The following is a 14,811-nucleotide window of genomic DNA, read 5'->3' as shown; positions in this document are numbered from 1 at the left end:
GCTGGCCTGGCCCCCACAAGCCCTAACGCCCACCACTGGAATTGATAGGGGTCTTGCGTCGCTAAGGCTTGGGCGTCTGGCAATGACACCGGCTCTCCAATTGTCTTGTAAAAAGCGCCACCGCCGAGCCGATGCTTTATCAGAGTAATGGCGAGATGGGTAACGTCAATGCCTACCCACTGGCGGCCTAAGTTCTGGGCTGCCGCTATTGCTGTACCACACCCACAAAATGGGTCAAGCACAGTACCCCCAGGCTTTGAGCTAACACTGATAATGCGTTCCAAGAGCGTTAGGGGTTTCTGTGTCATGTAACCGAGCTTCTCAGTGGAAAAGCTCTTAATCCACGGTGAGTAAAGAGCGACTTCATCCCACACATCATCAATGGCAACACCCTTTGGGTTTTCGCCCCCCCCCCGTCGTTTATAGCCAGGCTCATGCGGTTTATATGCTAAGTCCTTGTTGAAGGTGAAGTCACTAGAGACATCACGGACGTAGTAGAGAAGGACATCGTGGTTCCTTGTCCAGTTAGCACTCCGCGTCTTGAAGCCAGATACCCATCCACTACGCCAGATGATTTCTCGCCGGAAGTTCTTTAGCCCGAATACAGCATCCATCAACACTTTGAGATAATGGCTTGCAGCAGGATCGCAATGAAGGTAAATGCTACCAGTGGGTTGCAACACACGACGGAGTTCAATCAGGCGAGGAGCCATCATGGATAGATAGGCCAGCATATCATTGTCGCCCAATAATGTGCGAAATCCTTGCAGTGCTTGGGAGACCTTGCCGCCTACCTCTACAACGTCCTTGTACGATTGCGCTGCCGAAATATCCCAACGCCAGGTATCGCTAAACACCTTAATTTGGGCCGCTGACCGAGAACCGTCTTGCTCGGCAAAGAGGACGTTGTAGTTCTGATTGCTATTAAAGGGCGGGTCAAGATAGATAAGGTCAACCGTTTCGTCTTTGATATATTTGCGGAGTACGTCGAGGTTGTCGCCATAGTAGAGGTGGTTTGGTTTGTCCATTGCAGCCCCCTAACGGGCACGCGGTCATAGCGTACCCGTTAGGATTATACCCCGCTAGGCAAGGGCCGCAAGGGGCTGGCTGGCGAACGTTGGCGCAATCCCCAACTCGTGCATGGACTGTACCAGAACGCAGATGTTGTGGCAAAGCACCTTGCACAGCACTTCGTTGACCTGGGCCACGTTCCCCTTGCTCCGCACCGAGTCCCCAAACTTGCCCTTGATCATGGAGAACACCGTTTCCACGTTCGACCGCTTATGGTAGTGGGCAAGGAAGGTATCGCGGTTGAACATGTAGTAGTGGTACATCTTGGCCCATGCGGACTCGCCCGTCGCGGCCACTGTATTGCTCTTGAAGGGGACGAAGGGCGTCGCGCCCAGGCTTTCCACGATTGCAAGGTTCTTGTGGCCCAAGTACGCCTTGTCCGCTGATACCTCTGCAATCTGGAAGTGCTTGGCCGTTTCCTCTACTAGCGGGGCAAAGTAGGTTGTGTCATTCGCGGCCCATCCGCTGATCTCCGCTGCCGTCACTGTGTGCGTCTTGACCCCGCACATAAGGTGCACCTTCACCCACTCGCGGTTGTCAATCTCCCGCCCGTACTTCTTGTTGTACCAGCGGACGAAGCGGCTGGTCCCGAAGCCGGACGAATCAACGGCAAAGTCAGTCTCTATGGCTTTGAGCGGAAGGCTGCTAGCCGTAATCAGTTCCTTCAAGACGGACGTGAGCGCCGGATTCGCCAAGTAGTTGCTGACCGAGTTGAAGTGGGGCCGCTTGGCGATAAGGCCGTCCGCCTTTGCTTCCTCTAGGTCGCTTGTGAAGCGCCGGGCGGAGAACATCGTATAGACCTTGAACGTGCAAGCGAAGGCCATATCCGACATTGGAAGGCGGGGCCTGCCGTTCGTCTGAGGCGGTTGGGGGACGGTCTTGCAGAGATCGGTCAACAGGGCCGCGAACTGCGTCTTTTCCTCTGACTGAGCGGCGTTGTAGGCCGTCCAGTTCTGAGCGTAGGTGACTCGGACTGTCTTGGTCGTGGTTACGTTCCCGTTAGCGTCGGTTTCCCTCCGTATCGTGAATTCAACAGCGTAGATGTGCTTGCACTTGACCTGCCGCGTTTCGTGGTCGGGGCAGGAGCACTTTTGCTGTTCCAAACTCACATTATAGAACGTCCCGTCGCCCGTCTGAGACGGGACTACCCAGCCGTCCTTGCCCTTGCGAATCTTCTTTGTGGCGGCTAGTTGCAGGCCCCGAATCTCTCTGTCTTCCATGTTGGCCCCCTTGTCTCACTTGTTCTGTACCTACAATACCACACAGCGTGTGGCAATGTCAAGTGGTTTTGGGGCCAATTCCCAGCGAGTTTGCTATTGACAGTACCACACAGAGTGTGGTATCATATCTGCATGAATGACGTGCAAAAGGCAATGGCCGCTCTACAGGCTAGGGGCTGGACAGTCGCGGCCCTGGCGGATGAACTGGGCGTCACTGTGAGCGCCGCCGAGAAGTGGAAGGCGGGGCAACGCTACCCCGCGAATGCGAAGGCGATCCTTGCCCTGCTAGACCAGATTGACAAGAGGAAGCGAGTGCCAAAGCAAAGACGGTATGGGAAAGGTTAGAACAGCGGGGTAAAATAGCCCGCATTTGGAGTGAATTAGATGTAGCTACTTACGGAATTGCTCGACAACGCGCTCTCGCTCACTCCACAATACGGACGTAATTTCATAGGAGTTCAAAGCGCCAGTCAGTTCAGGATTCATCTTTCTTTCCTGGTCATTAATAATGGCAAACGCAACAGTACCTTCTAGTCGGGTGCTTCGGACATCTCTCCACGCAAACATTAACTCGACGATATTCGCTCGGTTGGGAGTCGCTACCGCTTTCAATAATCTCTCTGGGGTGCCGTTGGAGCGCGGTATGACAAAATCAAAAGATTGGTCAAGTCCACTCTCGCCAACTATTTTGAGTTTGGGGGCGGCTCGAACCTGATTGGCCTCAAGATAGCGCGTTACATCATCAATAAACAAAGCTGCAATTGTTGGTTGGGCCAAACTAACCAAGTCACCAACGGCAAGCATCGCTTGGATCAAGTTGTGCTTCTTTTGGGCAAAGTTTTGTGGCGTTGCTTCCACAGCTAACTCATCACCGCGTAGTTCGACGCCAAAAGAACGGAGGATTGTAGTTACGGCATCTTCCCTGCGTTCCCCTTCAAGCTCAAAACCGCTTATCTTCAAGTCGCGCATCATATACCCATCATCGGATAGGGTTACTTTGCCAGACGGCGACCTTTCCACATATATCTGAAGGAAGTCACGATGTCTATCAACAAAAGGCGTGGTTATGCAGCACCCAGAAGCTGTGGCTTGTGCACTCACCCCGCTTCTAAGCCATTCAGTATAGCGAGTGACTAATTCGTTGCACTCAAGAACAGTCATAGTAACCCTCCTTGCGCGTTGGGTACTACACTGATATTGCAAAACGAAAGAAACTCTCGCCAAGTGACGACTAGATCATTAGGGTTGGTGAACGACTGAGGAAGAGGTTCGGCCCAAGCATCATCAAACCCTTCCACATAGCGGTGAAGATGAGGTGGCGGGATGGGAATCCCTTGGAGAGGTCTAAGCCGCCCTGTTGGAGCGTTGTCCGGATTTGGATGACCAGGGCCACCAACGTCAATGCGAACTAATATGGTTGTATGTCTACAGCGAAGCTGTAGCGTGTATTGCCCCGTTGCTCTTCTGCCGCGATTTATGTCCATGTAGAAGCGTTCTCTCCGCGTGTTCGGATTTGTTGCTATGGATCGTGCAGACATTATTGTTCTTCCGCCTGGTCCTGGTATGTAGATGCGCGCCCCGTCAAACTCTTTGGGTACAGCAAAGAGCCAATCGGCTTCTGTTTGGATAAGCATCGCGCGCTACTATAGCACATGTGCCCCTTGATAACAAAGTTTGTACCGCCTTCATTTTTAGGATAATATGCGTGGTGACTTTTTGTGCAGGAGGCACTTTCTGTGCAAAGCTGGGACACCCCCAGGCCCCTGGCAGAGGGAACTCCCTCTGAACACCCTGTCGCGGGTGTGGGCGCCTGGTGTCATTCCGAGTCCTTCCAGAGAAGGATGAGGAATCTCCCCGTAGGATGCCTTGACAAAGGAACCCTTCGCTTGGCTCAGGGTGAACTCCTCACCCCTGTGTCCCCCTCTTCGACGGAGAGGGGGGAAGAGATAAAAGGCACTGGGGGACGCTCCCAGACCCCCGGCGTCCTTCCGCGGAAGGACTGCACTCCCCTTTTCGACAGAAGTCCGCGTCTGCGTCATGGAATCACGAACGGAGCGTCGAAATGACTTGGGTACGTTTACTTCCGGGCGGTACGCCTGCGCTTTGCCGGGGCCGTCCCCGCCCTCTTGCGTTTGACCGTCAGCAGCGACATCACATCCCGTATGTCGGACACGGCCTCAAGGCGGCGCAGCGCGGCGATGGCCTTCTCCACGCTTGCCTGGTCCAGAGGTTGCTCCGCATAGCCGGCGCAGCGGCGGAACTTCTCCGCGATTTCGTCCAGCGTCATGGGGTTCCGCGCGTGTCCGCGAGGATAGTCCACGCGCATGCCGCGGGTCTCCCCATTTGTGAGGTGCAGCTCCAGCTTCAAGGGCGCTACGACGGTGTTCAGCTTGTCCAGCTCCGGGTCCACGACGCAGCGGACGCGCTCCGCCATGCTCAGGATCGCGGGGTCGGTCAGGCTCTCCGGCGTGAGCTCGTCCAGGAAGAAATCGCCGCGCACGATGGTGGCCGCGACGGTGTAAGGGATGCTCATCTGGGCGTGGACCAGCGAGGGCGGGCGTCGCTTGATGGCCTCCGGCTGGCACGCCCGCAGATAGGCCCGCTCGTTCACGTAGACCGTGGCCGACTGCACGTCCGCGGCGGAGAGGGCGTGGCGCCGCAGTAGCTCGCGCACGCCATCTATGGCGAAGCAGGTGAAGCCCGCCGCAGGGTAGCGCTTCAACGTAATGTCCACGTTCCGGTAGTGCTTGCCCAGCTCGTCCAGCAGAATGCTCCGATCGTACGCGGTGGAGCCGAGGGCGTGGATCATCCCGTACTCCCGTTCGATCATGTTGCGCGTTCCCTTGATGCCCCCGCGCGCGAACAGGGCGGACAGCAGTCCGTTGTGGGCGGCAAGGCCGTGCTGCAGGTGATGGATGGAGGCCCCCTCCTGGTGCATGAGCCACGTGCTGGAGAGTTGCTGGTAGGCGATGCCCAGCGCGTCGGCGAACCCGTTGGCGTCGAAGCCCCAGACCTTGCCCACCGCCACGGCGGCGGCCAGCGGCGCGAAGGACTCGGTGCACCACGCGAACGCGCGGGTCTCCGAGTGCAGGGCGTAGCGTATGCGGAGGATCAAATCCGACGCCAGGGTCACCGCGGTGATGAGCTGTTTGCCGGAGCACCCGCCGGCCATCTCGGCGGCAGCCACCGCGGCGTGCAGCGGCGCGACTGTGGGATGGTCGCCGACGCCCTCCTCCATGTCGTCCAGCAGGCGGGCGCGCGCCATGGCCGTGTTAACCAGCGCGGCGTTCGGCGCGGGCACGCGCTCTCCGGTGACGAGCAACCTTGCCTCCGGCTTGCCCGCCCAGTCGCGGACCAGGCCCAGCGCCATCCGCACAGAGGGCGAGTCGCTTCCCGCAAGCGCGATGCCGAACGAGTCCATGATGGAGCGTGTGGCGTACGCCCGCGACTCGTCGGGAATGTCGTCATACGTGGCGCGCGCGAGGTGCTCGCAGAGCGCCATCGTGGGCTCGTGCTCGTCCGGGCCGTACCAGCGTGATGCAACGTCAGCCATGTATCCCTCCCTGCTACAGTTGTTGTCCCGCGAGGCCCCTATTGGGCCGGATAGGAGAGCGCCTCGACTTGGGGGGCGATGTCGCGGCCCAGGATGTCGAGCTGCTCCATGACCATGACCGGCGGGCAGACGGGCCGCAGCACGAACTTGCTGGCCCCGGCAGCCAGGTAGCGGCGCAGCAACGCCCGCACGTCGGCGACAGGCCCCAGTCCGGCCACGGAGCGCAGCGGGATGTCGCTGCGACGCCTCGCCACGTAGGGCGCGGCCAGGCGCTCCGCCTCCTCCGCCGTCGGCGCGACGCAGTAGTTGACGATGACGCCATAGTGGTCGTCCGGCACCTGTCGGCCCGGCTCACGCGCGGCGACGCGGATGGCCTCCACCGCCGGGCCGTACTCCTCCGGCGTGACCTGCGCGGCCAGCCAGCCGTCGCCGAGCCGCCCGACGCGGCGCAGCGCGGCTTGGCTCCGTCCGCCAATCCAGATGGGCGGCCCCGACTCCCGCGCGGGCTTCGGCTGGAGCGCGATGTCTGTCACCTGATAGAACATGCCCTTGAAGGTGACGCGCTCCTCCGTCCATAGTCGCCGCATGAGGACGATGGCCTCGTCCGCGCGGCGCCCGCGCTCGCTGAGGGGCACGCCCACGGCGTCGAAGCTTTTGTCGTCCTCCTGGCCCACGCCGACGGCGAGCAGGCAGCGCCCGCCGGAGATGAAGTCGAGCGTCGCCAGCTCCTTGGCGAGCAGCACGGGGTTGCGCAGCGGCAGGACGAGGACGCTGGTGCCGAACAGCATGCGCTTTGTGCGCCCCGCGACGGCGGCGAGCACGGTGAGCGGCTCCAGCGTCAGCCCCGCGCCGACGAGGCGGTCGCTGAGCCAGAGGGAGTCAATGCCGAGGGCCTCGGCGCGGTCCACGAAGCGCCAGAGCGCGTCCGCGCTGCGCTCACCGAACGGCCACGCGCCCAGCCCGACGCCGACTTTGAGGGCAGTTTGATTCATGTAGCTATCCTTTTTGTGGAGAGTGGGGATAGTGCACAGGGTATCAAGGGTTCAAGTCAGGGGCAAACGATTCGATGATACGAGAAACGTCGTCCATCATGCTCTTAAGCGTTCGGATGACTGGGAGTCCCTTTACAGCGTCGCAACTGTCGCCAAAGTGTAGGCTCGGAGTGATACGGTAATTCACCTGCACCTCGTGCTCCACTCTGATCATCAACTTGCCGTCACGGAAGTCAGCAAGGGGAACGCCGCTGGGCGGTAGGGGTCGGACACGGGCGACTACCGCGTGGGGATACAGACGCACCCCGCGTGGGAACTTGGAATCGCCCCCTACAAATCCTGCAAATGTGGAACCATCGATGCGAACAGTCATCACAGTAATGAGGCGGTGCTTGTCGGTGTTGCTCAACTCTTCAAGAAGAAAAAGAGGGCTACGCCGACCTCCATTCCGTCTTTTGCATGGCTGAAAAGCCTCAATGCGTGTCCAGAATTTCTTGTCAATACTGCGACTGACGTCTTCCACGGGCATGAACTGCGTAGAGGCGCCTTTGGGGAACTTTACCTTAACCCAAAACGGCCTGTGCACTTTCCCAGGACGACCTTTTCTCGGACGTTTCCCATATCCGACGCGGCATATTGGGAAGGCAGTGCGATCATAGGGCTTGGGTGTATTAAGCAGGGCGAGTTGCCAAGCAAGACCGTCCACCGCGGAGCGAAGATCGTGTGCAATCTCCCCGATTACCACACTCCACTCATCGGGAAGTGCGGGAGGTCCACCTTGGGCGCGAACGTTGTAGTAGCCAGCCTTCCTGTCGAACTCGGCTTTGACTCCACAATAGGGGTATTGTTCAAAGAGGGCTTGCGAGGTACGATGCAAGGCTTTGAGTTGGCTCTTTGCTCGCTCAACCTTGGCTCGTGGCCCATCCAGCGGATGCATGTATTACACCCCGCTCACGAATTGTCATTGCGAGGCCCGACGGAGAAGGGCCGTGGCAATCTGGCGGCGGGGCGCACCCATCCTCCAGATTGCTTCGTCCTCCGGCAAGCCGGAGTCCTCGCAATGACGCTACGACAAACCTCGGGGACACCACACCAGCTCATGGTCGCCAATTATACCCGCCCGCGCGTCACGCCTTCCCCGGTCGCCACGTCCCCCACCTCTCGCGCAGCGCCTTCACCGCGTCCTCGTCGGCGGGCAGCGCCCAGTGCATGAACGGCTTGCCCCCGAGCTTGTCCTTCCGTGGAAGGACGCCCTCGGCAACCTCCCGCGCTACCTCGTCGCCCGTCTTCAGAAACGCCTCGAACGTATCACGCCCCGATGGCCGCCGCAGGAAGACGTAGTACGTGCCCGGCCCCTTCAGGCACCGCTCCGCCGAGGCGACCGGCCACAGGCGCGGCGACTTCAGCGACGCCTTGACCTTCAGGTACGCCTCCGCCCCTTCCACGGAAGGGTCGCGCACGACGACGTCCGCGCCCGCCGTCCGGCGGCTGGTGGGCACCGCCACAAGCCCGCGCGCGGTCAGCTCCGCGACGACGAAGCGCGCGCCCAGGTCGTTGATCTGGAAGGTGGACAGCTTCCGCGACGGCTTCTGCCGGCCCTTGCCCTTTTTCCCCTGGCCCGGGCCGAGCAGCGCGTTGTCTATCAGCCGCACCTTGTCGCCGATGCGCACCGCCAGGCTCGCCAGCGCCGCGCTCTCGACGCGCTCCAGCTCCGCCAGCGTGTTCGGGTGCGCCACGCTCACGTAGTCGAGGCGGGCCAGCGGCTCGCGCTGAATCAGCTCCGTCATGGCGCGGCGGATGGACGCGGCGTCGCGTTCGCCCTGCGCATACATGGACTGCGCCAGCGACAGGGCGTTGTACAGGCAGAGCGCGGCCTGGCGCTCCCGCGCCTCGGCCAAGTACACGTTGCGGCTGCTCATGGCGAGGCCGTCCGGCTCCCGCACCGTCGGCACGATGACGACGTCGAGGTCCATGTCCAGATCGCGCGCCATCTTGCGCACGACGACGCACTGCTGGGCGTCCTTCTGGCCGAAGTAGGCGCGCGTGGGCCGCACGATGTTGAACAGCTTGCAGACGACGGTCGCGACGCCCCGGAAATGGCCGGGCCGGACCTCGCCCTCCAGCCTGTCCGTGACGCCCCTGACCTCCACCCACGTGTCGTAGCCGGGCGGGTACATCTCCTCCGGCGTCGTGGTGAAGAGCACGTCCACGCGCTCCTTGCGCAGCATGGACATGTCTCGTTGCAGGTCGCGCGGGTAGCGCGAGAGGTCATCGCTGGGGCCGAACTGCGTGGGGTTGACGAAGATGGAGACCGCGACGGCGTCGTTCTCGGCGCGGGCGCGGCGCACCAACTCCATGTGGCCCTCGTGGAGATAGCCCATGGTGGGAACGAAGCCGAGCGTGCCGGTGAGCTTGCGGCGCGCGGCCCGGAACGCGGCGGTGGTCTTATAGACGCGCACGGTGTCTGGACTCCTTGCGCGACGATTCTAGCACAACCGCCCGCCCAACAACCGGCTCAGGGCGAGTGGCGTGTTGTGTCACCCCGAGCGGAGCGAGGGGTCTCCTCCGCAGGGCATCCCCGCGAGGAGATTCCTCGTCCTTCGCTAAAGGACTCGGAATGACGGGGCATATGCCCGCTCGTGGTGAGCTTGTCGAACCATGAGCAGGGCACGCTACGTGGCGCTGTCCGGCTCGTGAATGGCGACGGAGACGTCCGCCGGCCCGAAGTGCAGTACCAGTTTCGTCACGTCGCTCGGCACCATGAACCACAGGGCGGTAATGGCCCGAACGCCGGGGGCAAGCGCGCCGCTCCCCTGGCTGGGCGTGGGGCCTTCGGCGCCGCCGGGCGTCCGCAGGTAAAGCGACTGCCAGCGCTTGTTCTTGTCCTGCACGTTCATGAGGTCGCGGAACTTGTCCACGACATCGGCGTCGCTCTCCGCCAGCGCGGCGTAGCGGATGCCGCGTTTGGCGTCCAGGGCCACGAAGTCCGTGGTGCTGAGCGTGGCCTCACGGCTCCCGCGACGGAACACGTACGCGACCACGGTGAGCAGATCGCCCACGTCCTTGTAGCGACGGCGGCGGGCGTACGCGACGCCCACCTGCCAGTCGCCGCGGGCGGCGATGCGCGCGGCGGTGTTGCCGTCCGTCGGAGGCCCCTCCCCGGCCATACTCGTCTCCTACGATGCGCTGGCCAAAAGCTCCTGGACGACGCTCTCGTCCATGGCGTAGCTTTCCTTGAGGGTTGGGAACGCCCCGGAGCGGACCTCGGACGCGTACTCGGCGACGGCCTTCTGGATGATGTCCGCCAGGCGGACGTACTGCTTTGTGTGCTTGGGAACGAAGTCCGTGAACAGCCCCAGCATATCGCTGATGACCTGGACCTGCCCGTCGCAGTGCGGCCCCGCGCCGATGCCGATGGTGGGGATGGTCAGGCGATGCGTGATGGCCTTCGCCAGCGGGGTGGGCACCGACTCCAGCACCAGCGCGAAGCAGCCCGCCTGCTCCAGCGCGTGGGCGTCGTGGATGAGCTGCACCGCGGCGCGCGGCGTCTTGCCCTGCACCTTGTACCCGCCGAGCTGGTTGACCGACTGCGGCGTCAGGCCGATGTGCCCCATGACGGGGATGCCCGACTCCACGATGCGCCGGACCGTCTCGGCGACGCGCTCTCCGCCTTCGAGCTTGACCGTCTGGCAGCCGCCCTCCTTCAGGAACCGACCGGCGTTGCGCAGCGCTTCGTCCGTGCTGGCCTGGTAGCTCATGAAAGGCATGTCGCCGACGACCAGGGCGCGCTGGCTGCCGCGCACCACCGCTTTGACGTGGTGCAGCATGTCGTCTATCGTCACGGGCACCGTCGAGTCGTAGCCCAGGACGACCATGCCCAGGCTGTCTCCGACGAGGAGGAGAGGAATGCCCGCCGCGTCCAGTAGCCGGGCTGTGGGGTAGTCGTACGCGGTGAGCATGGGGATTTTCTCGCCGCGCTGCTTCATTTCCTTGACGTGACTGATAGTGAGACGCATTGCAGTCTCCTTTCGTCCCCGCCCTTCCAGGGAAGAGTCGGGGCGCGGTTGGCTAGCGGTCGTCTATGTTCTTGGTGTGCGCTATTCGATTCATGCGGTCCACGTACACCATGCGGGGCCGCGCCTTGCGCGCCTTCTCGTCGTCCACCGTCTCGTACGTGAGGACGATCACCGTGTCGCCTTTGTGGACCAGCCGGGCCGCGGCGCCGTTGACGCACATGTCGCCGGAGCCGCGCTCGCCCTCGATGGCGTAGGTGGTGAGACGCGACCCGTTGTCCACGTCCAGCACCCACACCTTTTCGTAAGGCAGGATGTCTGCCGCGTCCAGAAGGTCCGGGTCCACTGAGATGCTGCCCTCGTACCCGATGTTCGCGTCGGTCACCGTGGCCCGGTGTATTTTGCTCTTGAGGATAGTTCGCATAATGTCCTCCATCGAAAGCGGTCACGCCGCTTTCCGTGGTCTAGGATGCCGTACCCTGCCGCAGCATCGCCCGCATCTTCTGCGCGCGCGCCGGGCTTATGCTTCCCTTCGCCAGCGCGATAGGGATCGTCTCCATGGCCAGTGTTCGATAGGCCTCCATCACCTCCGGCGCCCTGCTCTCCAGGGCGGCTATATGTTTACTGAGCGTCCCCATGTCCCCGCGAGCGATCGGCCCCGTCAGGGCGTGGGGCAACCCTTTGTCCTCCAGATTGCGTACCGTACCGCGCAGCAGCGGCAGCAGGGCGCGCAGCGCCTCGTCCGAAGGGATGCGCGCGTGGCCCCACAGTCGCGTCGCCAGGGCGGCCACCGTCACGACGTAATTCGACGCGAACGCGGCGCCCATATGATACAACACCCGGTCGTCCGGCTCCAGCGTGATGCACCTGCCACCCATCGCCCGCGCCATCGTCGTGAGCGCGCCCAGCAGCGGCTGCGCGGCCTCCACCGCGAACGTAATGCCGCGCAGCGCGTCGGCGTCGGCCACTCCGGCGAAGGTCTGGAGCGGGTGGAACGCGCCCACGCGCGCGCCCCGCGACGCCGCTCCGGACAGCGCCCCGGCGCTCAGCGCGCCGCTGCAGTGGACGACGGCCTGCCCCTTGCGCCAGCGCACGCCCGCCGCCACCCGCGCGATGGCGTCGTCCGGTGTCGTGATGAACACCAGCTCCGCGGCGTCGGCGACGGCCTGCGCGTCCGCCAGCGCCCGGCAGCCGGGCACGCGCGCGGCCATGCGCTCCGCGGAGGCGCGCGTCTGGCTGCTGACGGCCACGACTCGGTAGCCCGCGCGGTGAAGCGCCAGCGCCAGGGCCGTCCCGACGGTCCCCGCGCCCACGAACCCCGTGCGTGTCTTTCTGTTCATACGACTACGCCGCCGCCGCCGTCTGTTTCGCTCTGAGGGCGCTTGTCAGGCCCAGCAGGTAGAGCGTCAGCAACACCAGCAAGACGCCGACGCCCGCCAGCGCGAAGAAAATCCACGGCAGGCCGAACCGCTCCGCGATGAGTCCGGAGACGCCCGCCGCGAAAGAGCCGATGCCGAAGGAGCAGAAGAAATAAATGCCGTAGCTTCGTCCCTGGAGACGTCGCGGTGTGAACTCCGCCACCAGGCTGTTGAATGTGGGCTGGCCCATGAAGTTGAAGAAGGCGAACGCCGCGGCGGCGGCCACCAGCAGTCCGCCCGATGCGACGCCCATCAGGAGCAGAGGCGGGACGATGGCGAAGGCCATGATGACCGCTATGCGCTCCAGCCGGAAGCGGTGGGCCAGGTGTCCGCCCAGGTACTGGCCCACCACGCCGAACAGCAGGGCGATGGTGGTGAACGAGCCGGCCGCCGCCACCGGGTCCATGTTGAAAAGGCCCAGGTGGCCGTTCTCCAGAATGTGCTTGGGCAGGAACGTGACCGACCCCCGGTAGATGAAGCCCGTCAGGAAGTTCGCGCCGAAGATGACGACGAGCGGCGTGACCAGCGAGCGCCCGTTGCCGCCCGCGTTCGCCGGAGCGGCGGATTTCTCGGCGGCGGGCGCCTCGCCTTCACCGATGCCGGAGAAGTGGACGACGAAGGCCAGCGCCAGCGACAGGCCGCCCGCGAACAGGTAGGCGGCGCGCCAGCCCAGCAGTGCGCCTATCCCGCCCGCGATGAAGGGCGTCAGTGCGACTCCCAGGTTGCCCGCCACGCCGTGGTACCCCAGGGCGATGCCCCGCGCGCGGGTTGCCCGCGCAATGAGCGAGAGGCCCGCCGGGTGGTACAGGCCCGCGGTGAGGCCCAGCAGCACCAGCGCGCCTGTCAGCACGGGCAGCGACGATGAGGCGGCCACCAGCGCCGCCGCGACGGCGGAGGAGAGCAGGCAGATGACGAAGAGTCTCCGCGAGCCGATGCGGTCGGCCAGCAGGCCCGCGGGCAGCGCCGTCGCGCCAAAGGCGAGGGCGAAGGCGTTCGCCATGGCGCCCAGCATCGCAGGGCCGACGCCGTACTCCATCCCCACCAGGACCAGCACGGCGGCGAACGTCAGCTCTAAGGCGTGGCTCAGGTAATGCGCCCCCGCCGTGTAGCCGATGATGCGCCGCTCTGTTGCGTCCATGTGCTTCCTGTCCTGTCCGCTCACCCCTTCGACAAGCTCAGGGTGAGCGGTGCATGGCCTGTGCCGCTCTGGTTCGACAAGCTCACCATGAGCGGCACTTGTTACTGCCGCATCTTCTCTGCCGCCGGGATGCCCGCCACGGGGGTCGCCAGCCGCACCGCGCGCACGATAGCCTCCGCGACGGCCTCCGCCGCCAGCGCGCCCAGCGCCGAGACGTCCGCCGCGCCCGCGTACCCGCCCGTCGCCAGCGCGAAGATGACGTCGCCGTCCACCATGGTGTGCGCCGGCCGGACGGCCCGCGCCAGCCCGTCGTGCGCCATCTGGGCCAGCTTGTTCGCCTGCTCCTTGGTCAATCGCGCGTCCGTCGCCACCACGCCCAGCGTGGTGTTCGCGGGCAGAGGCCCCCCTTCCGCGGAAGGGCCGGAGGCCAGCAGCTCCACCGTGCTCAAATAGCCGCGTCCCCGCAGCTTACGCGGGCCGGCGATGATCCGGCCCGTCGCCTCGTCCACGACGTCGCCGTAGGCGTTCACGGCCACCAGCGCGCCCACCACCGGGCCGCGCCGGACACGTCGGCTCGCTACGCCGATGCCGCCCTTGACCGCGCGCGCCAGCCCCAGCGCCTTACCCACCGTGGCGCCCGTCCCCGCGCCGACGCTGCCTTCGGCCACGTCCTCGGCGAGGGCGGCCTGGCAGGCCAAGTAGCCTTGCCGTGGGCCGGGCCGGACGTCGGAGCGGCCAATGCCCAGGTCAAAGAGGACAGCCGCCGGAACGATGGGCACCCGCGCGACCCGCGTCTCAAAACCGATGCCCTTCTCTTCAAGGTAGCGCATGACGCCCGCCGCCGCGTCCAGGCCATAGGCGCTGCCGCCGCTAAGCAGGATCGCGTGGACGCTCTGCACCAGGTTCATGGGCCGGAGCAGGTCGGTTTCCCGCGTCCCCGGAGCGGAGCCGCGCACATCCACGCCCCCCACGGCGCCCGCCTCGCACAGGACGACGGTGCAGCCGGTGGCCGCCTTGCGGTCCGTCCAGTGGCCCACCGCGATGCCGGGGATGTCAGTGATCGAGCCAGACAATAAAAAAACCCTCTCGACACACACGAGAGGGCATGCAGGAGCGGTGAGCTTCGGCCTGCCGTCTCGGTCGCGCCGGATCCGAGCGCCAGGGACTGCCTTAGCTGGTCGCCAATGTTACGAAATCCCGCTTGCCGCCGCGTACCGGTCAGCAGCATCCCCACTATACCACCCGTCGAGAGTGTATGCAAGTCGTTGTACTGGGTCAGGACATATCGGACAAGACCTCCTTTCCCGGGGAGTGCGTTTTGAGCCAGTCCTGGTAGAACTGGTCTGGGGTCTTGTAGCCCAAGGCTTGGTGCGGCCGCACGGTCTCGTAGATACGGTTCCAGCGGA

At 63.7% G+C, this 14,811-nt stretch carries 11 protein-coding genes and 2 pseudogenes; 1 reads left to right on the top strand and 12 read right to left on the bottom strand.

Annotated features, from left to right (window positions below; all coding sequences use genetic code 11):
- The coding region (locus Q7T26_07505) for a DNA methyltransferase (GenBank protein MDO8531997.1) at window positions 1–1,028 on the bottom strand (1,028 nt) is incomplete at its 3' end.
- Between the two features lie 54 nt (window positions 1,029–1,082).
- Window positions 1,083–2,291 carry a transposase gene (locus tag Q7T26_07500; GenBank protein MDO8531996.1) on the bottom strand — a complete coding sequence of 403 codons (1,209 nt, stop codon included), beginning with the start codon at window positions 2,289–2,291 and terminating at the stop codon, window positions 1,083–1,085.
- Window positions 2,292–2,423: 132 nt separating this feature from the next.
- Here Q7T26_07500 and Q7T26_07495 point away from each other — a divergent pair, with 132 nt between their 5' ends.
- Window positions 2,424–2,636, top strand: coding sequence for a helix-turn-helix transcriptional regulator (locus Q7T26_07495; protein ID MDO8531995.1), 213 nt, complete (start codon window positions 2,424–2,426; stop codon window positions 2,634–2,636).
- 45 nt (window positions 2,637–2,681) lie between these two features.
- On the opposite strand, the gene Q7T26_07490 is transcribed toward Q7T26_07495, so the two are convergent.
- The 10 genes and pseudogenes from Q7T26_07490 to Q7T26_07445 form a co-directional block, all read right to left on the bottom strand.
- A complete protein-coding gene (locus Q7T26_07490) occupies window positions 2,682–3,452 on the bottom strand; it encodes a DUF1829 domain-containing protein (protein ID MDO8531994.1) in 771 nt (256 codons plus the stop codon).
- Between the two features lie 916 nt (window positions 3,453–4,368).
- Window positions 4,369–5,844, bottom strand: a complete 1,476-nt coding sequence (locus Q7T26_07485) for an MmgE/PrpD family protein (protein ID MDO8531993.1) — start codon at window positions 5,842–5,844, stop codon at window positions 4,369–4,371.
- A 38-nt stretch (window positions 5,845–5,882) separates the two neighbouring features.
- Window positions 5,883–6,836, bottom strand: coding sequence for an LLM class flavin-dependent oxidoreductase (locus tag Q7T26_07480; GenBank protein MDO8531992.1), 954 nt, complete (start codon window positions 6,834–6,836; stop codon window positions 5,883–5,885).
- 1,607 nt (window positions 6,837–8,443) lie between these two features.
- Window positions 8,444–9,295 (bottom strand): annotated as a pseudogene (panC, locus tag Q7T26_07475) (pantoate--beta-alanine ligase).
- Window positions 9,296–9,508: 213 nt separating this feature from the next.
- The gene (locus Q7T26_07470; protein MDO8531991.1) at window positions 9,509–10,003 is read right to left on the bottom strand and encodes a hypothetical protein; all 495 of its coding nucleotides are present in this window, start codon (window positions 10,001–10,003) and stop codon (window positions 9,509–9,511) included.
- A gap of 9 nt (window positions 10,004–10,012) precedes the next feature.
- Window positions 10,013–10,852: a 3-methyl-2-oxobutanoate hydroxymethyltransferase gene (gene panB, locus Q7T26_07465; protein MDO8531990.1), complete on the bottom strand. Its 840-nt coding sequence runs from the start codon at window positions 10,850–10,852 to the stop codon at window positions 10,013–10,015.
- Window positions 10,853–10,937: 85 nt separating this feature from the next.
- Window positions 10,938–11,276: pseudogene (locus Q7T26_07460) on the bottom strand (aspartate 1-decarboxylase).
- A gap of 37 nt (window positions 11,277–11,313) precedes the next feature.
- Window positions 11,314–12,189 (bottom strand): DUF2520 domain-containing protein, encoded by an 876-nt coding sequence (locus Q7T26_07455; GenBank protein ID MDO8531989.1) that lies wholly within the window; start codon window positions 12,187–12,189, stop codon window positions 11,314–11,316.
- A gap of 4 nt (window positions 12,190–12,193) precedes the next feature.
- Window positions 12,194–13,405 carry an MFS transporter gene (locus Q7T26_07450; protein ID MDO8531988.1) on the bottom strand — a complete coding sequence of 404 codons (1,212 nt, stop codon included), beginning with the start codon at window positions 13,403–13,405 and terminating at the stop codon, window positions 12,194–12,196.
- 101 nt (window positions 13,406–13,506) lie between these two features.
- On the bottom strand, window positions 13,507–14,478 hold the full coding sequence (locus Q7T26_07445; protein ID MDO8531987.1) for a P1 family peptidase: 972 nt from the start codon (window positions 14,476–14,478) through the stop codon (window positions 13,507–13,509).
- Between the last annotated feature and the right edge of the window lie 333 nt (window positions 14,479–14,811).

The sequence above is a fragment of the Dehalococcoidia bacterium genome (genome assembly GCA_030648205.1).
Classification (GTDB): domain Bacteria; phylum Chloroflexota; class Dehalococcoidia; order JAUSIH01; family JAUSIH01; genus JAUSIH01.
Note: the sequence above shows the minus strand (reverse complement) of the source record. Positions and strands in the feature narration are given on the sequence as shown.

Bases quoted from the DNA above. Each gene is read 5' to 3' on its own strand.
- Q7T26_07470 (MDO8531991.1), bottom strand. From the start codon at position 10,003: ATGGCCGGGGAGGGGCCTCCGACGGACGGCAACACCGCCGCGCGCATC.
- Q7T26_07485 (MDO8531993.1), bottom strand. From the start codon at position 5,844: ATGGCTGACGTTGCATCACGCTGGTACGGCCCGGACGAGCACGAGCCC.
- Q7T26_07480 (MDO8531992.1), bottom strand. From the start codon at position 6,836: ATGAATCAAACTGCCCTCAAAGTCGGCGTCGGGCTGGGCGCGTGGCCG.
- Q7T26_07495 (MDO8531995.1), top strand. From the start codon at position 2,424: ATGAATGACGTGCAAAAGGCAATGGCCGCTCTACAGGCTAGGGGCTGG.
- Q7T26_07455 (MDO8531989.1), bottom strand. From the start codon at position 12,189: ATGAACAGAAAGACACGCACGGGGTTCGTGGGCGCGGGGACCGTCGGG.
- Q7T26_07500 (MDO8531996.1), bottom strand. From the start codon at position 2,291: ATGGAAGACAGAGAGATTCGGGGCCTGCAACTAGCCGCCACAAAGAAG.
- Q7T26_07450 (MDO8531988.1), bottom strand. From the start codon at position 13,405: ATGGACGCAACAGAGCGGCGCATCATCGGCTACACGGCGGGGGCGCAT.
- panB (MDO8531990.1), bottom strand. From the start codon at position 10,852: ATGCGTCTCACTATCAGTCACGTCAAGGAAATGAAGCAGCGCGGCGAG.
- Q7T26_07490 (MDO8531994.1), bottom strand. From the start codon at position 3,452: ATGACTGTTCTTGAGTGCAACGAATTAGTCACTCGCTATACTGAATGG.